Source organism: Shivajiella indica (assembly GCF_042683085.1).
GTDB lineage: Bacteria > Bacteroidota > Bacteroidia > Cytophagales > Cyclobacteriaceae > Shivajiella > Shivajiella indica.
The window spans coordinates 29,712-51,618 of sequence record NZ_JBHUIV010000002.1; the positions used below are offsets into that span (position 1 = coordinate 29,712).

At 37.6% G+C, this 21,907-nt stretch carries 19 protein-coding genes; 11 read left to right on the top strand and 8 right to left on the bottom strand.

Going from position 1 to position 21,907, the window contains the following annotated elements:
- Positions 1-208 precede the first annotated feature (208 nt).
- Positions 209-1,471: a GTPase HflX gene (gene hflX, locus ACFSKV_RS00135; protein ID WP_380799463.1), complete on the top strand. Its 1,263-nt coding sequence runs from the start codon at positions 209-211 to the stop codon at positions 1,469-1,471.
- 9 nt (positions 1,472-1,480) lie between these two features.
- On the opposite strand, the gene ACFSKV_RS00140 is transcribed toward hflX, so the two are convergent.
- From ACFSKV_RS00140 to ACFSKV_RS00155, 4 genes are all read right to left on the bottom strand, one after another.
- A complete protein-coding gene (locus ACFSKV_RS00140; protein WP_380799464.1) occupies positions 1,481-2,863 on the bottom strand; it encodes a methyltransferase RsmF C-terminal domain-like protein in 1,383 nt (460 codons plus the stop codon).
- A 29-nt stretch (positions 2,864-2,892) separates the two neighbouring features.
- Positions 2,893-3,654, bottom strand: coding sequence for a CHAD domain-containing protein (locus tag ACFSKV_RS00145; protein ID WP_380799465.1), 762 nt, complete (start codon positions 3,652-3,654; stop codon positions 2,893-2,895).
- A 102-nt stretch (positions 3,655-3,756) separates the two neighbouring features.
- On the bottom strand, positions 3,757-5,277 hold the full coding sequence (locus tag ACFSKV_RS00150; RefSeq protein WP_380799466.1) for a magnesium chelatase: 1,521 nt from the start codon (positions 5,275-5,277) through the stop codon (positions 3,757-3,759).
- A gap of 2 nt (positions 5,278-5,279) precedes the next feature.
- Complete coding sequence (locus ACFSKV_RS00155; protein ID WP_380799467.1) at positions 5,280-6,380, bottom strand: vWA domain-containing protein; 1,101 nt, start codon at positions 6,378-6,380, stop codon at positions 5,280-5,282.
- 64 nt (positions 6,381-6,444) lie between these two features.
- Between ACFSKV_RS00155 and ACFSKV_RS00160 the strand changes: the two genes are divergently transcribed.
- The 4 genes from ACFSKV_RS00160 to ACFSKV_RS00175 all read left to right on the top strand — a co-directional run bounded on the left by ACFSKV_RS00160 (position 6,445) and on the right by ACFSKV_RS00175 (position 8,987).
- Positions 6,445-6,651: a hypothetical protein gene (locus ACFSKV_RS00160; protein WP_380799468.1), complete on the top strand. Its 207-nt coding sequence runs from the start codon at positions 6,445-6,447 to the stop codon at positions 6,649-6,651.
- Between the two features lie 206 nt (positions 6,652-6,857).
- Entirely contained in the window at positions 6,858-7,124 is a 267-nt protein-coding gene (locus ACFSKV_RS00165) for an acylphosphatase (RefSeq protein ID WP_380799470.1), read from the top strand.
- Between the two features lie 133 nt (positions 7,125-7,257).
- A complete protein-coding gene (prfA, locus tag ACFSKV_RS00170) occupies positions 7,258-8,334 on the top strand; it encodes a peptide chain release factor 1 (RefSeq protein WP_380799471.1) in 1,077 nt (358 codons plus the stop codon).
- Between the two features lie 113 nt (positions 8,335-8,447).
- Entirely contained in the window at positions 8,448-8,987 is a 540-nt protein-coding gene (locus ACFSKV_RS00175) for a GNAT family N-acetyltransferase (protein WP_380799472.1), read from the top strand.
- A gap of 35 nt (positions 8,988-9,022) precedes the next feature.
- Here the strand turns inward: ACFSKV_RS00175 and ACFSKV_RS00180 are convergent, their stop codons facing one another.
- Both ACFSKV_RS00180 and ACFSKV_RS00185 read right to left on the bottom strand, forming a co-directional pair.
- Positions 9,023-10,273, bottom strand: a complete 1,251-nt coding sequence (locus ACFSKV_RS00180) for a cystathionine gamma-synthase family protein (protein ID WP_380799474.1) — start codon at positions 10,271-10,273, stop codon at positions 9,023-9,025.
- A gap of 209 nt (positions 10,274-10,482) precedes the next feature.
- Positions 10,483-13,290, bottom strand: a complete 2,808-nt coding sequence (locus ACFSKV_RS00185) for a YCF48-related protein (protein WP_380799475.1) — start codon at positions 13,288-13,290, stop codon at positions 10,483-10,485.
- Between the two features lie 178 nt (positions 13,291-13,468).
- Here ACFSKV_RS00185 and ACFSKV_RS00190 point away from each other — a divergent pair, with 178 nt between their 5' ends.
- The 6 genes from ACFSKV_RS00190 (at position 13,469) to ACFSKV_RS00215 (ending at position 19,445) form a co-directional block, all read left to right on the top strand.
- Positions 13,469-14,122, top strand: coding sequence for a Tll0287-like domain-containing protein (locus tag ACFSKV_RS00190; protein ID WP_380799477.1), 654 nt, complete (start codon positions 13,469-13,471; stop codon positions 14,120-14,122).
- Between the two features lie 138 nt (positions 14,123-14,260).
- Positions 14,261-15,253, top strand: a complete 993-nt coding sequence (locus tag ACFSKV_RS00195) for a formylglycine-generating enzyme family protein (protein ID WP_380799478.1) — start codon at positions 14,261-14,263, stop codon at positions 15,251-15,253.
- Between the two features lie 17 nt (positions 15,254-15,270).
- Positions 15,271-16,590: a Gfo/Idh/MocA family protein gene (locus tag ACFSKV_RS00200; protein ID WP_380799480.1), complete on the top strand. Its 1,320-nt coding sequence runs from the start codon at positions 15,271-15,273 to the stop codon at positions 16,588-16,590.
- Between the two features lie 2 nt (positions 16,591-16,592).
- Positions 16,593-17,510, top strand: coding sequence for a hydroxypyruvate isomerase family protein (locus ACFSKV_RS00205; protein WP_380799481.1), 918 nt, complete (start codon positions 16,593-16,595; stop codon positions 17,508-17,510).
- Positions 17,507-18,547, top strand: a complete 1,041-nt coding sequence (locus ACFSKV_RS00210) for a WD40/YVTN/BNR-like repeat-containing protein (RefSeq protein ID WP_380799482.1) — start codon at positions 17,507-17,509, stop codon at positions 18,545-18,547. Before ACFSKV_RS00205 ends, ACFSKV_RS00210 begins: the two co-directional genes overlap by 4 nt.
- Before the next feature lie 157 nt (positions 18,548-18,704).
- A complete protein-coding gene (locus ACFSKV_RS00215) occupies positions 18,705-19,445 on the top strand; it encodes a 1-(5-phosphoribosyl)-5-[(5-phosphoribosylamino)methylideneamino]imidazole-4-carboxamide isomerase (RefSeq protein WP_380799484.1) in 741 nt (246 codons plus the stop codon).
- 61 nt (positions 19,446-19,506) lie between these two features.
- Here the strand turns inward: ACFSKV_RS00215 and ACFSKV_RS00220 are convergent, their stop codons facing one another.
- Both ACFSKV_RS00220 and ACFSKV_RS00225 read right to left on the bottom strand, forming a co-directional pair.
- Positions 19,507-20,778, bottom strand: coding sequence for a serine hydrolase (locus ACFSKV_RS00220; RefSeq protein ID WP_380799486.1), 1,272 nt, complete (start codon positions 20,776-20,778; stop codon positions 19,507-19,509).
- Between the two features lie 24 nt (positions 20,779-20,802).
- Positions 20,803-21,864: an aminotransferase class I/II-fold pyridoxal phosphate-dependent enzyme gene (locus ACFSKV_RS00225; RefSeq protein ID WP_380799487.1), complete on the bottom strand. Its 1,062-nt coding sequence runs from the start codon at positions 21,862-21,864 to the stop codon at positions 20,803-20,805.
- Positions 21,865-21,907: the final 43 nt, after the last annotated feature.

Consider the following 21,907-nt stretch of genomic DNA (forward strand, 5'->3'; position numbering starts at 1 on the left):
ATTCAAGTTATTTCTAATTTAAAAAGACATCATATTTCATTCTCCGTTCTAAAGGGTGCATTTAGGGAGACGGATAATGGGGTTTAAACTTTTTTTGTCAATAATATAGTATAATAACTTCAAATATAATAGGAATTCCCTCTAGGTTGGTAAATTTACCTCATAATCAAGGGGAACTAAATGGAACTTTCCAAGCTTCAGTTATTATATGAATAAATATTCCAAAAAACTCCAAAAATTATTTGAAACGGCCCCAAAGAAGGAAACCGCTGTTCTGGTAGCCATTATTCACCAAGGACAGACCGAACAACAAGTGGAGGAATACCTTGATGAATTGGCATTTTTGACTGAGACTTTAGGAGCTGAGACCGTCTATAAATTTACGCAGAGATTAGAAAAACCTGATATGAGGACATTTGTAGGTTCTGGTAAATTAGAGGAGATCATTGCCTATGTCCAGCATTTTGAGGTGGACATGGTCATATTCGATGACGATCTTTCTCCTTCCCAGATGCGTAACCTCGAAAATGAACTTAAAATTAAAGTATATGACCGCTCACTGCTCATATTGGATATTTTTTTAAACCGCGCTCAGACTGCTCAGGCTAAAACTCAGGTGGAACTGGCAAGGTATCAATATTTACTTCCCAGGTTGACCCGAATGTGGACTCACTTGGAAAGGCAAAGAGGAGGAACTGGTACAAGAGGTGGGGCTGGTGAAAAGGAAATTGAAACTGATAAAAGGGATATTAGGAATAAAATAACCTTATTGAAGGCCAAATTAAAAGAAATAGAAAAGCAAGGAGCAACACAAAGGAAAGGCAGAAAAGGAATTGTTAGGGTGGCTTTGGTGGGCTATACAAATGTGGGGAAAAGTACTTTGATGAACCTGATGACCAAATCCAATATTTTGGCAGAAAATAAACTTTTTGCCACAGTGGATTCTACAGTAAGGAAAGTTGTTTTAGATAATATACCATTTTTACTTTCTGATACGGTTGGTTTTATCAGAAAACTTCCCACACATCTTATTGAATCTTTCAAATCCACATTAGATGAAATAAGGGAGGCTGATTTATTGGTCCATGTGGTAGATATTTCACATCCCGGTTTTGAAGACCATATTTCGGTTGTTAAAAACACATTGAATGAAATAGGAGCTGGAGATAAACCCATGCTGTTGGTTTTCAATAAGATTGATAAAGTACCTAAAATGCCAAGCGAAGAGGAAATGCAGCATATGACAGATATAGAAATCGAGGAAAGTAATTACCTGGATTTTGATAAACTTTCCAAGGCTTATGAAAAAAAGACAGGAATAGCACCTGTTTTCATTGCGGCACAAGACGGCACAAACATCGATCAGTTTAGGAATTCCTTGATCAGGGAAGTGAAAAAGCAGCATTTGAAAATCTATCCACACTATTTGGAAAGTGAAACAATTGATTTGTCCCAGTTTGACGAACAATAAGTTTGAAGATTATTTATTCCTAATTCTCCACTCTTTGGGATAATAATTATTGACCCTGTTCCCAAGATTCTTGAGCCAACCAAGAGGAATATCTTTAAAAGTCACCAATATCCAGCCCTCATGTAAATCAGGAAGATGAATATCTTCTTTTCTGAGGAATGATAATGCTTGTTCTTTGTTCAATTCGAATTTTTCAAATCCATTTTTATCAAAAATACTGACTGCCCATTCATGATTGGGTATAAATTGATTCTTGTTGAATTTACCCAGTTCAATTCCAAAATACCTGATATTCAAAAACCTGGTGAGATATTCAAAAGAATATTGGAATGTGGGGTTAAACCAAAAATAACTTTCCTGAACGCTGTAAAGTATGCTTTCTTGGGGTAATCCTAGTTTTGCGATTAAATTTTGGCATTCCTGGTTCCCAATAGATTTAATATAAGGGTGTTTGAAGTCTTTGGTTTTTTTTGGGGCCATTGAAGGGGCTTTTTCCGGTCTTTTCAAAACAGTAATGAAAAATCCTTCCCCATCAACAAGATGGGGATAAAATCTGTAGCCATAATAGAATTTCCCATCTATTTCCAATTCACTTTCAACAATTCCCCATGAGGGATCATTTGAGATTCTCACCGGCTCATAATCAAATTCAGCACATATGAATTTCAACATCTCTTCATTTTCCTGGGTGTTGAAAGTACAGGTACTGTATAACAGGTAACCACCGCCTTTGACCAATCCTCCTGCCCTGTCTAAAATTCTTTCCTGCCTTAATGCACATAAACTTACATTTTCGGGAGACCATTCTGATCTTGCATCAGGGTCTTTTCGGAACATTCCTTCTCCTGAACAGGGGGCATCCACAAGGACTAGATCAAAAAAACCTTCTAAACCTGAAAAATGCTCTGGGTCATTTTGCGTCACCAATGTATTTCCCAAGCCCCATTTAATGATGTTTTCCTTAAGGATATTTGCCCGGGATTTGATAACCTCATTGGCAACTAAAAATCCATTCCCACCTAAATAACTGCTTAACAAAGTAGCCTTTCCTCCAGGAGCTGCAGAAAGATCCAGAAATACGCCTTCCACAGGAACCTTTATTTGGTTCAGAATATGATCGATATACATGGAGGATGCTTCCTGAACGTAATAACAACCTGCATGAAATAATGGGTCTAAGGTGAAGGAGGGTCTTTCCTTTAAAAAATACCCTGAATTTGACCAAGGGACTTTCTTATCCAGAAATTCGGGCTGAACTTTTTTAAAGGGGTTTAGTCTGACCGAAGTATTTGGTTCTTTTTCTAAGGAATCGGCTAATTTTTGGAAACCGTCCTCTCCAAGGAAATTTTTCATCCTTAATTCAAAAGCTTCAGGCAATCTGGTCTCAGGCATGGAGAATTTATAAGCTAAATTGGAATTTTTTATTGAACTGAAACGGTGTTTAAATAAACTGATTTTTTTAACTCCTTTTTTGATCTGATGAGTTCTTTGGTAAGGATTTTAAATTCCATAATTTCGGATTTACTTCTTTGGCTTTTTTTCAATCTTTTTATTCTTTGTTCCAAATCATTCCAATTACCTATTTTATTCTGCATTTCATCCAGGTAGGACAAATTCAGCTTTAATGAGCCCGCACTGAATTTGGACAGGAGAGTGTGTAAATTCAATATTACCTTAATTATTTTTCGTGCTTCATGGAAGTTTTCTTTGTTAAAGTATTTGAAAACTTCTGAAATACTGGTTTTTAAATACACAATTAGTTTTCCTTCAGGACAATTGGTAATTTTTGAGTCGATATTTGGATAGGTATTTTGCACAATATCAATCCATTTTTTCTTTTTTTTCAAGAAGCGAATAGTTTCTGCCTCTATTTGTTTGTTTAATTTTTTCGCTAAAAGTGATTTGTCTTTATTCTCTTTTTTTAATTTTTCAAAATGGATTTGTAGTTCCCTTATTTTACCTGCTTTTCGAAAAAGGGTTTTTACAGGTTTGAAACTTCTCTTAACCTCCTGGGATTCATTTAAATAAGCTATAAAAATAACAAGGGCATGAATTTTTTTTATATGGATCCGCATTTGGTGTAGGTCATTCATTTCCCTGGCGTTTAAAAACTGGGAAAAATGATGCCGCATATTGTGCCAATGGGTAAATAAATAAGATTTTTGCTTGGCTTTACTTGGCATTTTTTTAAATATTTCCTTTTCCCAATTTAATTTTTAAAATGTAAACCGCATAAAAAAGCCTTCCCTTTATTTAGGAAGGCCATCTTAAAATATCCAAGTTTTTCAGAGATCATCCTCTTCAAAATCATCCTCAGATGCACCCATATCAAACATTGAGCTAAAGAGGTCTTTAAACTGCATTCCAGTATCCAACAGTTTTTTACTCAACTGACTATATTCGGCCAAACCGTGCAGCAGAAATTCCATAAAAAATTCTTTTTCCCTATCCTTCAAACCTTTTATACCATTGGTTACAATCTCTTCCAAGCCCGGCACTTTGTACAAAGAGGACTTATATTCTTTGTCTGATTGTGAGGCCAAAATATCTAAGGAATTACCCTCCCCAAACCAAGATAAAGGCAATACATAGGGATTTCCTTCCTTGTCTTTCTTTTTTTGTTCAGGGGAAGGAAAATAATCAGTAAAAATGGTTCTGATTGCTTTACCGATTAAATTGTAAGCCACAAGACCGGCACCTTCCTGTTCCCCTTCATAAACCAATTCCACTTTTCCTGTTATCGCAGGGATGACTCCAATTAGGTCGGCAACCCTGACAACGGTATTTTCTTCATTGTTGAGATAAATTCTTCTTTCAGCCGCAGAGATCAAATTCTCATATGCTGAAATGGTCAGTCGTGCGGAAACCCCACTTTTTTCATCTACATATTCACTTTTCCTTGCCTCAACCGCAATCTGTTCAATCAAGTCCTTCATCAGTTCAGGGACATGAATTCTCTCAATGGGTTTACCATTTAGATTTGCTTCCTGAGATGTAATTCGCTTTCCAATTTCAATGGATTTTGGGTAATGGGTAATAATTTGACTTTCTATTCGGTCTTTTAAAGGGGTTACAATAGACCCTCTATTGGTATAATCCTCTGGATTGGCAGTAAAAACAAACTGTATATCCAGGGGCAATCTCAATTTAAAGCCTCTAATCTGAATGTCTCCTTCCTGAAGGATATTGAACAATGCCACTTGTATTCTTGCTTGCAGGTCAGGTAATTCATTGATCACAAAAATGGAACGGTTAGATCTTGGTACCAAACCATAATGAATGACTCTCTCATCGTTATAGGATAGCTTCATGGTTGCAGCCTTGATCGGGTCCACATCTCCAATAAGATCAGCGACAGAAACATCAGGAGTTGCCAGTTTTTCTGTGTACCTATCTTCCCTATGCCACCAGATAATGGGAGTGTGATCTCCTTTTGTTTTGATCAAATCTTTCGAATAGGTAGATAAAGGCATTAAAGGGTCATCATTCAATTCAGAACCTTCAACTACAGGGATAAATTCATCCAGTAATTGTGTCATCATTCTGGCAATCCTGGTTTTAGCCTGACCTCTAAGACCGAGTAAATTGATGTTGTGCCTGGAAAGGATTGCCCTTTCAATATCTGGTATGACAGTATCCTCATATCCCCAGATCCCTTCAAATACACTCTCCTTATTCCTTATTTTTTTTATTAGGTTTTTCCGAAGTTCCTCTTTGATGGATAGTGCCTGATACCCTGCAGTCTTCAGTTCACCAAGGGTCTTTATTTTTAATAATTCCTTACCTGGGAGTTTCTCGTATTCCATGATTAAAATTTTTTTGTTCGGTTTCTTCTATAATCTTCAAAAATTAAATTGCCCAAACCCTTTAAACTACTGTAATATGCATTGCCATTGTTCACTTTGGTGAATTCTTTGACAAATTCCTTTAGGTAGGGATCTGAAGCAATCATAAAGGTAGTTACAGGGATTTTCAATTTCCGGCACTGGGCTGCAAGTTTGAGTGTTTCACTTAAAATTTTACTATCTATACCAAATGCGTTTTTATAGTATTTGATCCCCACTTTCAAGCAAGTTGGTTTACCATCTGTTATCATAAATATCTGCTTATTGGGATTTTTTCTCCTTCTGAGCAAATCCATGGCAAGTTCCAAACCGGCCACTGTATTGGTATGGTAGGGACCAACCTGTAAATAAGGAAGATCTTTAATTTCAATTTGCCAGGCATCATTCCCAAAAACGATAATGTCCAGGGTATCTTTAGGATACCTGGTTTTGATCAGTTCCGCAAGGGCCATGGCTACTTTTTTAGCAGGAGTGATGCGGTCCTCACCATACAAAATCATAGAATGGCTGATGTCTATCATTAATACTGTGGAAGTCTGGGTTCTGAATTCTGTCTCAACCACTTCCAGATCATCTTCAGTTAAGAGATAATCTTCTGTAAATCCATGGTTCACTTGGGCATTGCGTATGGAGTCTGTTAGGGCTATCTGGTCCAAGTTATCTCCATAACTATAAGGTCTCCTGTCGGTACCTCTTTCCTCCCCTTCCCCAGAATGTGCGGTTTTATGCCTGCCGCCTTTTCCCTTTTTAAGTTTACCAAAGATTTCTTCTAAAGCATTTTTTCGGATAGTCTGTTCTGCTTTAGAGGTGATTTTTATTTCTCCTTTTTGATTTTCTTCAGTGAGATAACCTTTTGTTTTTAAATCTTCAATAAAATCCCCAATGCCATAATTTGGATTGGTGAGATTATAACGCTTATCCAAATTGCTTAACCAGGATAAGGCTTCGGCCACATCTCCTCCTGTCATGGTGATCAACTGAAGGAAAATATTTAATAGATTTTCAAACGTATTCTTCTCAGGATCCTGAGGGGGAACATATTGGGTGAATCGAAATCCTTTCATGATATTCCTGTAACAAATTGGAGGGCGTATGAGTTTATATAGTATACGTAATTAATTGATAATCATGAAAAACTATTTGTTTCCTGTATATTTAGTCACCTCCTTTCTGATGGTGTATGTGACAGCCATCCAGGTTAACCTTAACACAGGAATTATCCTGTTCTTCTTCTCTATTTCTCCCCTACCTATCATTTGGATGGTTTACAAGGTATTAACCGCTGATGTACAAGTAAACTCAACATTTGAAGAAAAATGGTACGAGGATATGTGATAAAAACCCTTAATAATATACAAATTTAAATCATTCTTCGTTAATTATAACAAATTCTAAATATTGTCAAGATAAAAATTAGTTGAATATAATTTTTTTCTAAAAAAAATTGTATTTACCGAATATAAAAACCTTGCTAAAATCTGAAAATGATTTTATATTTTTGTTAAAGCTTAATTTTCACCAAGAGTTTTATTCGACAGAATATGAACAGGCGTATAAAAGTGCATGGCAAGGTACAAGGTGTTTTTTTTAGAAGGAACACCCAACAAAAGGCTATTGAATTGGGGTTGAGAGGATGGGTTAAAAATGAAGAGGATGGAACCGTTACTGTAGAAATTGAGGGGGAACTACATTCTATCCTTGCCATGCAGTCCTGGTTAAGGGTTGGTCCACCTGATTCAACTGTTGAAGGTTTGGAAATCAGTCAGGGAGAAGACCAAGGCTATTTGGAATTTTTAATTTTGCAATAACCGGTTTTTGTAATCAATTTACGAAGGATTGATTTTTAGACAGCCATTTTAAATAGCGTTTCCCGGGCTTGTTGAACAGGCATCCATTCTCAATAATTTTACTAATTTTGCCCTTCAAAAAACCCCGTATATCATGCTTGATAAATTACAAGCAATAAAAGATAGATTTATTGAAGTTGGTCAGCTCATCATTCAGCCGGATGCCATGTCTGACATGAGCAAATACACCAAATTGACCAAAGAATACAAAGACTTGGAAAAAGTCGTGGCCTTGTATGATGAATACAAATTGGTTCTTGATAATATCGCTAGCACAAAAGAGATTTTGGAAAAAGAGAAAGATCCGGATTTCCGTGAAATGGCGAAAGTAGAATTGGATGAACTTAAGGAAAAGGAAGGACAACTTGAATCTCAACTCAGACAACAACTTATACCCAAAGACCCCAATGATTCCAAGGATTGTATATTGGAAATCCGTGCAGGGACAGGGGGGGATGAGGCTGCCATCTTTGCCGGTGATTTGTTTCGGATGTATGAGCGATTCTGCGAAAAACAAGGTTGGAAACTTACTGTCCTTGATTTGACTTTTGGTTCATCGGGGGGCTATAAAGAAATCATAAGCACTGTTAGCGGGGCCGATGTCTATGGTATGCTCAAATATGAGTCGGGAGTACACCGGGTTCAAAGAGTTCCTGCTACTGAAACCCAAGGAAGAGTGCATACCTCCGCAGCAACAGTAGCAGTATTGCCGGAGATGGATGAAGTGGAAGTGGATATAAATATGAACGATATCAGAAAAGATACTTTCTGTTCCTCAGGCCCGGGAGGACAATCAGTCAATACTACTTATTCTGCAGTTAGATTAACCCATAATCCTACGGGTTTGGTGGTAACCTGTCAGGATGAAAAATCCCAGATCAAGAATTTTGAAAAAGCTTTGAAAGTACTTCGTTCAAGGTTATATGAAATCGAATTGGCCAAGCATAATGAGGCAGTTGGGGCACAACGGAAGTCAATGGTAGCTAGTGGGGACCGTTCGGATAAAATCAGAACCTATAATTACCCTCAAAGTAGGGTAACAGATCACCGCATCAATAAAACTGTTTATAATCTTCCTGATGTGATGGATGGAAACATCGAAGATTTTATTTCTGCTTTAAGGTTTGCTGAAAATCTTGAAAAAATGAAATCCACTGGGATAGAGGAATAGAAAATAAACTAAATTCTTCCCTTTGATAATTTGGCCAATTTTAAAAATTGGTAGATGTAAAAAAATGGGAAATGTCTTTGAATGCCACAAAAGGGAATTAATTTAACGGGATAATGAAGATTGAAGGAAAGAAGAATGTAAGCTTGGTAACGTGGAATGATGGACATTTCCATCAGCTGTATCCTTTGGCCAATAATCCCAATATTGCAAAGAACCTAAGGGATAGATTTCCTTCTCCTTATACCATTCATGATGCCAGGCATTGGATAGAGCATAATATAAAGTTTAATCCTCCTCAAAATTTTGCAATTGAATATGAGGGTAAATTAGCAGGCTCAATTGGTTGTGAAATAGGTAAGGATGAATTGCGTACCAATATGGAGGTCGGTTTTTGGATTGGGCAGCCTTTTTGGGGCAAAGGGATAGCCACTGAGGCTTTGATTCTTTTTATTGAATATGCACTTGACAAATTTCCCGGAACGAAAAGGATTTTTTCCCAAGTTTTTGAAACAAATATTGCATCTATGAAAGTCTTGGAAAATGCAGGGTTTGAGCCAGAAGCTATTTTAAGGCATGCCTACATTAAAGATGGCAAAATCGGGGATCTTTTTCAATATGTAATTATCAGGGAAGAAGTAGAAAAACACCAATAAAAAAACCTCTTCTAGATGAGAGGTTTTTTTATAAATCAACAATTCTCCAGGGCTTGGGAAATATCCCAAATAATATCAGAATAATGCTCGACGCCTATGGATAGCCTAATCAATCTTTCACTTATTCCCATAGTTTCTTTATCTTCCGCTGAGACATCGCTATGGGTCATGGTTGCAGGGTGCTCGGCCAAAGATTCTGTACTTCCCAAAGAAACTGCCAGTTTTATCAGCTTTAAATGATTTAAAAAGGTAAAGGCTTCCTTTTTTCCACCTTTAATGTCAAAAGATAACATAGCACCCGCACTGAACAATTGTTTTTTGAATATGGCATGCTGTTTTGTTCCGGCCTCCAAATGACCTAGATAATAGACCTTTTCAACTTTTGGGTGATTCAACAAAAAATTAGCGACTTGCTCTGCGTTTTCGGCTTGTTGGGTCATCCTTACTTTCAAAGTTTCAAGGCTCCTCATCAAAAGCCATCCAGTCCAGGGTCCGGCCATATTGCCTAAAAATGTCCTTAAAGTCCTAACCCTTTTCATATGTTTGGATCGGCCCAAAACAGCACCTGCAATCAAATCTGAATGCCCCCCTATATATTTTGTAGCAGAATAAACCACCAAATCAGCCCCAAGTTTCAATGGATGTTGCCATAAAGGACCCATATAGGTATTGTCTACACAGACCACAATATCATTTTCCTCATTTGAAAATGCATCCGCTATTTTTCTGCATTCATCTAAATCGAAAAGTGCATTTGTCGGATTTGCCGGAGTTTCCACATATACCATTTTTAATTTTTGTCCCAATCCTTTGGTTTTCATTTCCATAATAATTTCTTCCGAAGATTGGGTATTGGTAAATCCAATTCCTTTAATCCCATATTGAGGCAATACTTTGTTGATGAAGTGATCTGTTCCTCCATATACGGGTTTGCTATATAATAAAATATCACCTGGCCTAAGGAACTCCAACATGACTGTGGAAATCGCAGACATACCGCTTTCAAAGACAGCACATTCGTCGGCTCCATCCCAAAGACAAAGTCTTTCTTCCAATATTTGAAGATCAGGATTATTTAATCGGGAATAGATCAGCCCTAATTCTTCATTGGGTCCTTTTTCCCTTTGACCATAGGCCACCTCAAAAAAGGCCTTACCTTCTTCTGCTGAATTAAAAACAAATGTGGAAGTTTGGAAAATTGGGCATTTGATGGCTCCTTCTGATAAAGCTGGCTTATAACCATGAGACATCATGAGGCTCTCTGGGTGAAAATATCTGTTGTCCATTAATTTTGGGTTTATGGACGTAAATCACCGTAAAAGCCCTGAAATAATCAAGTGGTGATATAAAATATTATTTTGATAAAACTAAAATCACATTGATTAAATTCTATAAAAACACAATTAAATTTTGCATATGAGGAAATAAAGAATTTTTATTTTTATCATTCGGTTTAGGAATCCTTTCTTGGCAATAAAATAAGGAAAGTCCCATTTTACCTGACCAATACTTTTTTGATATATTCTTTTTCCCTGGTTTGAATGATGATATTGTAATACCCTTGAGGCAAGTTTCGGAATTGGTAGTCATTAATTCCAATCTCTGGAATGACCTGGTTCAAGGTTTGACCGAATGCATTTACAATCCGAATTTGTTGGATAGTGGTGATTCCCTGTATATTGATTTTAAAATCGCCGGAGGATGGGTTTGGATAAACCTTTATATTTTCTTCCTGGAAGATTTCCTCGTCAATGGAAGTAATGATATTAACATTTACTGAAAGTTCATTCGATTCTCCCTCATTGCAGCCGTTCATTGGTGTGACAGTGATAGTGAAATCCCCTTCTCTCTCCCAAATTACAGTTATTCTGTTACTTCCCTGACCTTCCAAAACTCTTCCGCCCTGTCCGCTGATCGTCCATTGGAAATTCACCTCCGGTACTGAGGTTATTTCATAGATTTCTTCGGTAAAGCCAACCATTACCGGACCTGAAATATCAGATGGTTTTGAGGGAGGGGATTGAACAACAATTTCTTTAGTAAATGTCTGGCCCTGTCCACAAGGGTTGTTTGGAGTGACTTGAACATTGGATTGGGTTGTTCCTGTCCACCTTACTTTAATCTGGCTCTCTCCTTGTCCTTCCAATATTTCTCCACCCATTACTTCCCAAACGAATATGGTGCCCGGTATATCAGGAACAGCATAAACTTCCTCCGTATTCACACATACCGCCCCTTCGCCTTCAATTTCTCCAATAGTTTGAGGAGTAGTTGATACAATCACTTCCAGACCTGTCGTACCACTGTTGCCACAAAAGTTTTTGCCTCTTACCAAGACTGCATTCCTTCCAGGTATATCCCATTCCACCACGATTCTACTACTTCCCTGTCCTTCTAAAATGCGGCCACCGTCAACTCTCCATTCAAACTCCACTTCCAGGCCAATAGGTTCCTGAACAGTATATACCTGCTGACTTAGACACACATTGTTTTCGCCGAATATAAGGGTAGGTTGTTCAGGAACCTGACAATCATAGCTGAACAAAGTTCCGTTCTCTCCCACAGCAAATCCATTGCTTAAAGTACCAAAGCTGATTCCTGTAAAATCCTGAAAAGTAGCAGTCGTTAATTGTTCCCATGACTCTCCGCCATCTTTAGTCTGAATCATCAGACCTTTTTCTCCTGCAACAAATCCCACCTGTTCATCTAAAAAGGTCACATCATTAAAGTTCTGATTGTAAGCAAGATTGATTCTTGACCAGGAAACTCCTTTATCAATAGTTTTAAAAATTGTTCCTGACTTACCGACGATAACGGCCGAATTTTCATCTAAAATGGAAATGGCATTTATATCCTCTGTAATGTTTATGGATATTTTTTTCCATTCCCCGTTATCCAGAATTGCCACAAAACCGGATGAACCGATAATAATTCCTGATTCTTCATTGAAAAAAGCGATTTTACTGAAATTAAAGTTGGTGTTTCCAATTGAAATAGATTCCCAATTCACCCCTCCATTTTCTGTTTTGGTTAAAAAACCGCTGTCTCCAACGGCATAACCCAAATTGTTGTTGAAAAAATATAAGCCATTGATGTTTACATTAGTCCCCGGATTAAGTGAAGACCAGTTTACCCCTGAATTGGTGGTCCTCAGAATTACCCCCCCATTTCCACATACATATCCAAATGCATTTGTTGTAAAAAATAAGTCATTGAAAGTATTGGAAAGTGGTCTTGAACGATCAACTAGGGAGTTTCCTCCATTGCTTGTTACAAAAAAACTTCCATTCTCCCCAATAATGTAGCCTAAGGTGGCAGTCCTGAATTGTGTTCCCTGATAATCGATTTCCCTTCCCGATAACCTAAGTCCCCAGCTGCCCCCTGAATTGTTGGAAGTCAGTAAAAAGCCGTTGGTTCCTACGGCAAAAACCACATTGGCATTTGCCCTAAAACCTGCATCTACATAATTCTGTTGGTTGTTGACATTGATGGCATCGAAAGTTGTACCTGCATTCAAAGTTCTAAGTAAGGTGGCGTTTTGTCCTGTTACTACTCCTAGATTCGGGTTTGACCGGTTGAATGCCACTGCAAATAAATCTCTTTCTGTACCCGATGTAATTTCGGACCAAGTCTCCCCGGCATCTAAAGTCTTAATGATAGTTCCTTTTTGCCCTACAGCATAGCCAACTTGGGAGGTGACAAAATAAGTGTCATTGAGTCCATTTGTTTGTCCAGTTGTTTTTATACTCCAATTATTCCCACCGTTGAAAGTCCGTATAATTTCTCCTGCTGAGGTAGTAACATATCCAGTATCCGCGTTGAAGAAATAAAGACTTTTTAAGTCATCCAAAGTGCCTACGTTTTGTTTCGACCAGGTCTGACCAGCATTGGTAGATCTGTAAACTTCCCCATTATCTCCAACAATATAGGCTCTGGTCCCATTGAGGAATTTTACTTTGTTAAGCCTGATGTCTGCGCCGATATTAAGTAATTGCCAATTGGCCCCACCGTTGGTAGTCCTGAAAATATTACCGTTTTCTCCTACCATTAAACCAAGCGTTTCATTAAAAAAATCAACAGAAAGCATTCTGACCTTATCCGGTGCTTCCTGTTCGAACCAACTCAATCCACCGTCCAAACTTTTTAAAATGATCTGATTTCCTGAAATATATCCTACTTCTTCATTGACCCAAACAATTCCTGTGAATTGATTGCCCCATCCGCCTAATCTTCTCCAGGTCTGAGCTTCAAGTACAGAGAAAAAAAATAAGAATAAAAATGTGAGATATAAATGATGCCTCATTTGTTTTCAATCAACTAGATATTACAAAAATAGGATAATTAAGCTAAAATGAAAGGCTATTCAGGGAACAGAAATAAAAATATACTAATTTGTTAGTTTAATTATCGCATGAACTGCATTTAAGTTTTTAGAAATTCACAATAATGCGCTATTTTTAAGTAATGAATTCAATAAAGCTATGGGAAAAAATTTTTACATTCTTTTACTTTTAATCGGATTATTTGGCTGTGGGTCAAATGAAAAGGTGAGTAAAGAGGTTTTTGATCAGGTCAACAAAAGCATGGAAATAAAGAAAGTTAATGAAGCGGATTTGATAAAAGAAGCTTTGAAATGGGGGGATGAAATTTCCTTGGAAGCACAAAACCAATTGATAACGGCATTGCAAAATGCTATTGAAGAAAAAGGAGTACCAGGAGCCATTGATTTTTGTAATATCAGGGCATTACCAATTTTAGATGAAGTGGGTTCCCGGTATAACGTCAAGATAAGAAGGGCTTCCCATCGCTACAGAAATCCAAATGACAAACCTCTCGAATTCGAGGAATTGATATTGGATGCCTATGCTTACAATTTGGAAAATAATATTTCCAATGAACCTAATATTCAAAAATTGGAAAATGGAGAAATTCTTTTTTATTCTAAAGCTATTCAAATTCCCAGCACGCTCTGTTTAAATTGTCATGGAAATATTGGAAAAGAAATAAGTCCGGAAACGGAGAAAAAGCTGAAGGAACTTTATCCTGAAGATAAAGCTACTGGCCATCAATTGGGTGACCTTCGAGGCATGTGGAGTATTCAGATACCTAAAAAGGAAGTGGTAAAAAGAATGTGAGCGGTGACTAAAATTGAAATTGGAGAAAAGAAAGCCAATTATTTTTGCTTTTTTTATACATAATATTAACCTCATAGAATAAATTGCTTTTCATTCTTAGGGATTTGCTTTAATTTTCTTTTTTCTCACTAGAACCAAATGAATAATCTTCAAAAAATATTAAAGGCGATTTATTTGCCTTCAGCTTTAATTATTATCACGTTTTTGTTTGCGTGGAAGTTGCTACCTTTTATTCAGTTTGAGCCTTATACTCAGGAAATCCCTGATTCAAAGCAGACATTTCAAATGGTTCCAATTCCTGGAGGGACATTTAAAATGGGCAGTTTTTCCCAAGAAGATGAACAACCTGTCCATGAGGTAGAAATATCCCCATTTTGGATGGGGGCACATGAAATAACCTGGGATATTTTTGAATTGTTTTTGGATAAAAATTATGAACAGGCTATAGCAGATAAACCCTTACCCGCTCATGTTGATGGTCTTAGCCGTCCAAGTATCCCTTATCTGGACATGACTTTTGGTATGGGAAAGGAAGGTAAACCGGCCATTGGAATGACACAATATGGAGCCATCCAGTTCTGCAAATGGCTTTATTTAAAAACCGGGATATTTTACCGATTACCTACAGAAGCAGAATGGGAATTTGCAGCAAAGGCAGGAACTCAGACAAAATACTTTTTTGGAGATGATGAAAAGAGTTTGGGGGAATTTGCTTGGTTCGAGGAAAATAGTGGCGGTATCACCCATCAAATAGGACAGAAAAAAGCAAATCCCTGGGGATTGTACGACATTTTGGGTAATGTCATGGAATGGACGGCCGATCAGTATGTACCTGATGTATATAAAAAACGAACAGATGCTATTGAAAAAGATCCAAAAGTACTGATTCAGAATTTATATCCCGGAGCAATTAGAGGGGGGAATTATAAAAGTTCACCTGAAGAACTCAGAACCTCCAAAAGATTTTTTTCAAAGGCAGAGTGGAAAAGGATTGATCCTCAGATACCGAAAAGTCAATGGTGGTTTCCAGAGGCCCCATTTCTTGGATTAAGGGTTGTCAGACCCTTAAATCCTCCCAGTGAAGAAGAAATAATGAAGTATTACAACCGAGCACCAATAGCAGATTATTAACCATTAACGATAAACCTATGGAACAACTTAACAAAAATCCCAGGAGGGATTTCCTTAAAACCTCAGCAATCGTAACCGGAGGACTTATGTTACAGCCATTTTCCCTTCCAGGAGCCTTTGCTGCAGGGTCTGATGAGATAAAAATTGCTGTAATTGGTTGTGGAGGCAGGGGAACAGGTGCTGTTTTTCAGGCCTTTGATACTGGCCATAATATAAAACTTGTCGCCATGGCAGATGCTTTCAGGGATAGAATTGACAAGAGTTACGAACCTATTTTCAATAAATATGGCAAAGATAAAGTAGATGTTCCGGAAGAGAGAAAATTTGTTGGATTTGAAGGTTACAAGGAAGCTATCAAATTAGCAGATGTTGTCATCCTGGCAGCGCCTCCAGGCTTTAGACCTGATCATTTTGAAGAAGCTGTCAGGCAAGGAAAACAGATTTTTATGGAAAAACCTGTTGCTATTGATGCGACCGGGATAAGAAAGGTTCTGGCAGCTGCGGAAGAAGCTAAAAAGAAAAAGCTGAATGTAGTAGTGGGTCTTCAAAGACATTACCAGGAAAATTACCGGGAAACCATCAAAAGAATACATGATGGTGTGGTAGGTGATATTATAGGAGGTCAGGTGTATTGGAACGATGGTGGTGTTTGGGTCAATCCCCGTCAACCAGGGCAGACAGAAATGGAATATCAAATGAGAAACTGGTATTATTTCAATTGGCTTTGTGGTGACCATATTGTAGAACAACATGTACATAATCTTGATGTAGCCAATTGGGTAAAAAACAGTTATCCTGTAAAAGCCTATGGGACTGGTGGCAGGCAAGTTAGGACCGGTAAAGAATATGGAGAAATATTCGATCACCATTCCATTACTTTTACCTATGCCGATGGAACTGTAATATTCAGTGAATGCCGCCATTTTCCAGGTGCAACAAATAGGGTGGATGAGCGATTTCAAGGTACAAAAGGAAATGTTTACCTCAGTGCAGGAAATCACGGAATGTTAACTGAGTGGGGAGGGAAGGAAATATATAACCATAAAAGGGAAAACAACCCAAATCCATATCAGGTAGAACATGATGAATTGTTTGATGCTATTGTAAAAGGTGAATACAAATTTGCAGATGCTGAAAATGCTGCGAAGAGTACCATGACTGCTATTTTGGGTAGGTATGCGACGTATTCCGGTAAGGAAATTACCTGGGATGAAGCATTAAATTCCACTATGGACCTGATGCCTGAAAAATTGGCGTGGGATGCCATGCCAAAAGTGTTGCCAGATGAAGATGGCTTTTATCCATATGCAATTCCTGGTAAAACAAAAGTTATCTAGTTATGGAAAGAAGGTATTTTCTAAAAAACATAGGTTTTGCAAGTGTTGGAACAGCAATGGCAGTGAGTTCAACTGCCAATGCATTTTCCAGAAGTAACAAAGCCAATCCGGCATTTAATCTGGATTACGCACCACATTTCGGCATGTTTAAGGCTCATGCCGGTGATGATTTGGTAGACCAACTGAAATTTATGGCTGATCAGGGATTTAAATCTTTGGAAGATAATGGACTTCTAACCAGATCTGTAGAAGATCAGAATAAAATTGGCAGGACTTTGGAACAGTTGGGAATGAGAATGGGGGTTTTTGTCGTGGATGGTGGGGACAATTGGAAAGTTTCTCTAACTACTGGTAAACAGGAGTTCATTGAAAATTTTGTGAATACCTGTAAAAGGTCGGTTGAAGCAGCTAAAAGGGTCAATGCAAAATGGGCCACAGTAGTACCGGGCTTCTTTGAAAGGAGACTTCCTTTGGGAATCCAAACCGGAAATGTGATAGAAGCTTTAAAAAGAGGTGCTGAAATATTTGAGCCCCATGGCCTTGCTATGGTTCTGGAGCCTTTAAGTGATACCCCTGAACTTTTTTTAAGAAATTCGGATCAATCCTATGCTATTTGTAAAGCAGTGAATAGTCCTTCCTGTAAAATTCTTTATGACATTTACCATATGCAACGTAATGAAGGAAACCTTATTCCTAATATGGAATTATGTTGGGATGAGATTGGATACATACAAATCGGGGATAATCCAGGAAGGAAAGAGCCAGGAACTGGAGAAATCAATTACCAAAATTTGTTCAAATTTATTGATAATAAGGGTTTTAAGGGTATTTTGGGAATGGAACACGGTAATGCATTTCCTGGTAAAGAAGGCGAGGTTGCTTTGATTGCAGCTTATAGAAAAGCTGATCAGTTTAAATGAAAAATTTAAAACCCTTAATTTTTCCTTTAGTCTTGTTATTTGTTTTTTCCTGTGAAAAACAAAATAAAAAATCCGAAGTGAAAAATCCTCTTGGCTGGGATCTGTTGGAGACATCGGTAAATTCCTCCATCAGAGGGCTATCGCCTGTAACTTCCAATATTGTCTGGGCCAGTGGATCAGGAGGGATTTGGTTGAGAACACTGGATGGAGGTGTAACCTGGGATTCCGGAATAATTGATGGATTGGACTCAGTGGACTTCAGAGATATTGAAGGCCTGGATGCGGCTACAGCAGTAGCCGTTTCCGCTGGTCAACCAGCAGTGATATATAAAACAAAAGATGGAGGGATAACCTGGGAAAAGAAATTTCAAGGTTCAGAAAAAGATTTTTTCGATGGTATGGTATTTCATAAAAATCATGGGTTTGTTATCGGTGATGTCGTTGATGGATTATGGAGGATAATTTACACCAAAGATTTTGGAGAGACCTGGATTATCAGCGAAACTAGTCCAAAAGGAAAAATTGGATCCGGTTCTTTTGCAGCAAGTGGTTCAGGGATATTGGTCAATGAGGATGATTTATGGTTTATCAGCGGAGGAGAGGAAAGTAAATTATTCTATTCACCTGATAGAGGATTTCACTGGTCAGAATTTTCAACACCAATAATTCAGGGGGAACCCTCCCAAGGGGCTTTTTCTCTTACTTTAATTGATCAGAATGTATTGTTTGCAGTTGGAGGAGATTTTATGGAGGAAAATTCAAAAGTGAAAAATGCCATGATTTCACTGGATAAAGGAAAGTCATGGTCCCTTCCTGAAGGAAATCCTCCTTCAGGATATAGATCAGGAGTAACATATTATCCATTTCACCATTGGCTTATCTCAGTTGGCCCAAATGGTTCGGATTTTTCCAAAAATGGTGGTCATGATTGGGAGAGGTTTTCTGATGTTGGATTTCATGCGGTCTTTTTAGATAAATCCCAAAGTAGTATTTGGGCCTCAGGACCTGATGGGAAAATAGCCAGATTAAAGTTTTGATTTTATTGGTTAAGATGGTTAATAGGTAACTTTTTGGATTTTGTTCCGAATAATTTTCTTTATTGATTCATCAAATACACCTATCTTATATTATATTTAATAACTATTATTTTCCCAATACTTCAAAATCATACAAATTAGCACTAAATAATTTATCATGTTTGATATTATTCCTTCCATTTGGTTGATGAACGGAAAATGCGTCCGGTTAAAAAGAGGAGATTTTGCTACACAGGAAGTAATTTCCAATAACCCTCTCGAAATAGCCCAGGCATTCCAGGACCATGGGATTCGCTGGTTGCACTTGGTGGACTTAGATGGTGCGAGAAGAGGTTCGCCAAAAAACTACCATATCTTGGAAGCCATAGCAGGCTATACTGACTTAAAGGTGGATTTTACAGGAGGTATTGCTACAGATGGAGATGTATTGAAATCTTTTGAATATGGAGCCTATGCCATCACTGCAGCATCGGTTGCAGCAACTTTCCCAGAGCGTTTTGCACAATGGATCATGTCTTATGGGAGAGAAAAAATATTTCTTGCTGCAGATACCAATCCGGATGACCATAAGATAAAAGTAAGAGGCTGGACAAAAAAAACAGAAATTGACCTTTTTGACCATATTGATTTTTTTTATGAAAGGGGGTTGAAATATCTTAAATGCTCTGATGTTACCAGAGATGGGGTTATGGAGGGGCCTAATTTCGAATTATACAAAGAAATTGTAGATAAGTTCCCAACTATCCATTTGGCAGCTTCCGGAGGTGTTAGAAATACAGATGACTTTAAAAGGTTGAAGGATATGGGAGTTACTGCTGTTGTATTTGGACGGGCATTCTATGAAGGGATTATCACCCTTCAGGATTTGGATAAGTTTATGGCAGAGTATGGTCAATAATAAAAAGTAACCATCTTCAGGGATGGTTACTTTATTAGTGTTTTTTAGCCTCTATCCCATCTCACTTATATTCCAAAATAAACTCTGTTAAGTCCGGTTTTTGGTTCTTTTTTCTGTTCAGCTCCAACTGATAGAGATACTCTCCAAGCTCAGTGAAAAAAGGAAAAGCAATTTCATCATATTCATAGGAATCATCATTCAGAATTTCATTTTCATTGGTGTAAATGACTGCTGAAACAAAAAATTCGATTCCATTATCGAAATCCACAAAATAGGAACCATCCAACAAATGACCATAGGCATTCCCAGTTTTATTAAAGATCCTAAATTGAGCAGGTATGGGGCTTTTATTCGTGCCAAATTTGAAAAATTTGGAATAGCTGTCATAGTATTCCGGGAGACTGTAATGTGGGTAATCGCTTTCTCCGGGCAACATGGACATGTATTTTAAAATAAACTGCCGGTCAATCTCTGGTATTTGGAATCTCTCTTCCTCGATGAATTTTTGAGGGAAAATTATTCTTTTAATTGTTCCATGTAGGTCTGAAAGGGAATATTTATTTTTGTAGGTGAAATCCATTGGTGATTGAATCAGTTCTCCACCACTGTAATAGGATTTTCCAATAACGGGGTTATCATTATTAGCATATACGGATTCTGTATGTCTTTCCGGAAGATCTAAAATTGATTCCCCATTGGTTGTTTCAAAATGTATAGGGTTAAAATACCTGTTTTCTTCTTCACTCATAGGCATACTCAAACGGTGGTTTATAATGGTATGGGTCATGCCTTTTTCCTTCATTTTGCTATTGATATAATCCTGTCCCAATAATTCATATAAGCGATTGTAGGCATCATTATCGCTGACAAGAAGGATTTTTTTGATATAATGAGCAATACTAGGCTGCTTATTAAAAGATGAACTGTCATAGTAGGCAGGAATTTGGGAAGGCCTTACAGAATCAGTCAGCATTATAGATTCCTTATTCAGGTCATTATTCCTTTGCTCATTCAACCATTCCAAAGCCAAAATGGACACTGGTAGTTTTACTGTGGAAGCGGGGTAAAAATAAATGCCATCATCAAGACTGAAGCTGAACTCATTAAATTCAGGTTCATTGTTTTCATTTCTGTCAATTCGAGTGTATAATATTTGAACCTTATATTTTTCGGGATTATCTACGACCTTGTTAAGGACCTTAAACTCGGTAGGGATGTCTTTGAATGGAAGTTCTATGTTTTCTTTGCAGGAAGTATAGATCAAAGAGAAAATGAAGAATATCCCTACATGTATTTTCCTCATCGTATTATTTGAATTGCAGACTAAATTCATGCTTTCCTGGATTTATTCAGCCATTTATTGTCCCTGAATTTTCTCCAATGTTTCATATAGTTTTTTAAGATCGGCCTTTTCGTGATAGCCTGAAAGTACAATCCTATTTGTCCAAGGATCTGTCGGTTCCGGATATGGGAAAGAACTGACAATGATACCTTCGTTTTCAAGCAAGCTGACCCATTTCCTGTTTTCGAATGAAAATATTGGATAACCCAATTCGCCTTCCAAACCATTAATATTTCTGGTAATTGAATTAAAATATTGGGAGTTGGCCTGTAATTTTTCAAATCTTTGCTTATAAATATGCTGAGCATTTAAAAAAGCCCATATATATCCTTGTGGTGCCGGTGAAGCGGACCTAAATATCCTTCTATTGGCCATCCCAATGATGGGGCTTATAGGCCCTAAAGTCACACCACCTGGAATTCCCAATCCTTTTGCCAATGAACCAGAAACCAATAATTGGACGGGTAAAAATTTCCATTTTTTATAAGTTCCAAATATATCATCCCCGACAGTACCAAATGCATGACTGTCATCAATTAAAAAAGAATACTGGTGTTTACGGGTGAGGTGTCCTATCCATGAATAGTCATGAATGGAAGGTTTAAGCGCATCTACAGCATTTCCCAAAATCAAAACCCTTTGGGGTTTTAAAGTTTCAGTCATTTCCTGGACATATTGTACCCATTGCTTAAAGGTTTGGGATGTATCAGGAGAAAGTTCATCCGGCAATATGGCAGGATGTGTGTCCGGCGCCATAAAAATATAATCCGTCTCGTCTAATAAATAATTGACTGTTGCATATCCAGCCAGGTAACCACTGCTCCACAATAACCCTTTTTCAGCACCGGCTTTTTCGGCAAAAAATGTTTCAAATTGATCGTAAACATCAAGCCGGACGTTATTTATCCTGCTCAGTCCATGATTTATGCCCAATCTTTGAATCCCTTTGATAACCAATTCCTCAAATTCAACATTGGCAGCAAGACCCAAGTAGTCCGTACCACTGAAATAAAGATATTCTTTATTATCTCTTTCGATGGTTCTGCCAATTTTTGTTTGTAAATGGAATAAACTCATGGATGTTTTACCTAAATAGCAAAGAAATAAAAGGTGCTTATCA

Excerpts from the sequence above, each read along its gene's own strand:
- prfA (WP_380799471.1), top strand. The coding sequence starts at position 7,258 with ATGCTTGATAAATTACAAGCAATAAAAGATAGATTTATTGAAGTTGGT.
- ACFSKV_RS00215 (WP_380799484.1), top strand. The coding sequence starts at position 18,705 with ATGTTTGATATTATTCCTTCCATTTGGTTGATGAACGGAAAATGCGTC.
- ACFSKV_RS00150 (WP_380799466.1), bottom strand. The coding sequence starts at position 5,277 with ATGGAATACGAGAAACTCCCAGGTAAGGAATTATTAAAAATAAAGACC.
- ACFSKV_RS00180 (WP_380799474.1), bottom strand. The coding sequence starts at position 10,273 with ATGGACAACAGATATTTTCACCCAGAGAGCCTCATGATGTCTCATGGT.
- ACFSKV_RS00225 (WP_380799487.1), bottom strand. The coding sequence starts at position 21,864 with ATGAGTTTATTCCATTTACAAACAAAAATTGGCAGAACCATCGAAAGA.
- ACFSKV_RS00145 (WP_380799465.1), bottom strand. The coding sequence starts at position 3,654 with ATGCCAAGTAAAGCCAAGCAAAAATCTTATTTATTTACCCATTGGCAC.
- ACFSKV_RS00200 (WP_380799480.1), top strand. The coding sequence starts at position 15,271 with ATGGAACAACTTAACAAAAATCCCAGGAGGGATTTCCTTAAAACCTCA.
- hflX (WP_380799463.1), top strand. The coding sequence starts at position 209 with ATGAATAAATATTCCAAAAAACTCCAAAAATTATTTGAAACGGCCCCA.
- ACFSKV_RS00140 (WP_380799464.1), bottom strand. The coding sequence starts at position 2,863 with ATGCCTGAGACCAGATTGCCTGAAGCTTTTGAATTAAGGATGAAAAAT.
- ACFSKV_RS00220 (WP_380799486.1), bottom strand. The coding sequence starts at position 20,778 with ATGAATTTAGTCTGCAATTCAAATAATACGATGAGGAAAATACATGTA.
- ACFSKV_RS00160 (WP_380799468.1), top strand. The coding sequence starts at position 6,445 with ATGAAAAACTATTTGTTTCCTGTATATTTAGTCACCTCCTTTCTGATG.
- ACFSKV_RS00185 (WP_380799475.1), bottom strand. The coding sequence starts at position 13,290 with ATGAGGCATCATTTATATCTCACATTTTTATTCTTATTTTTTTTCTCT.
- ACFSKV_RS00165 (WP_380799470.1), top strand. The coding sequence starts at position 6,858 with ATGAACAGGCGTATAAAAGTGCATGGCAAGGTACAAGGTGTTTTTTTT.
- ACFSKV_RS00210 (WP_380799482.1), top strand. The coding sequence starts at position 17,507 with ATGAAAAATTTAAAACCCTTAATTTTTCCTTTAGTCTTGTTATTTGTT.
- ACFSKV_RS00195 (WP_380799478.1), top strand. The coding sequence starts at position 14,261 with ATGAATAATCTTCAAAAAATATTAAAGGCGATTTATTTGCCTTCAGCT.
- ACFSKV_RS00190 (WP_380799477.1), top strand. The coding sequence starts at position 13,469 with ATGGGAAAAAATTTTTACATTCTTTTACTTTTAATCGGATTATTTGGC.
- ACFSKV_RS00155 (WP_380799467.1), bottom strand. The coding sequence starts at position 6,380 with ATGAAAGGATTTCGATTCACCCAATATGTTCCCCCTCAGGATCCTGAG.
- ACFSKV_RS00205 (WP_380799481.1), top strand. The coding sequence starts at position 16,593 with ATGGAAAGAAGGTATTTTCTAAAAAACATAGGTTTTGCAAGTGTTGGA.
- ACFSKV_RS00175 (WP_380799472.1), top strand. The coding sequence starts at position 8,448 with ATGAAGATTGAAGGAAAGAAGAATGTAAGCTTGGTAACGTGGAATGAT.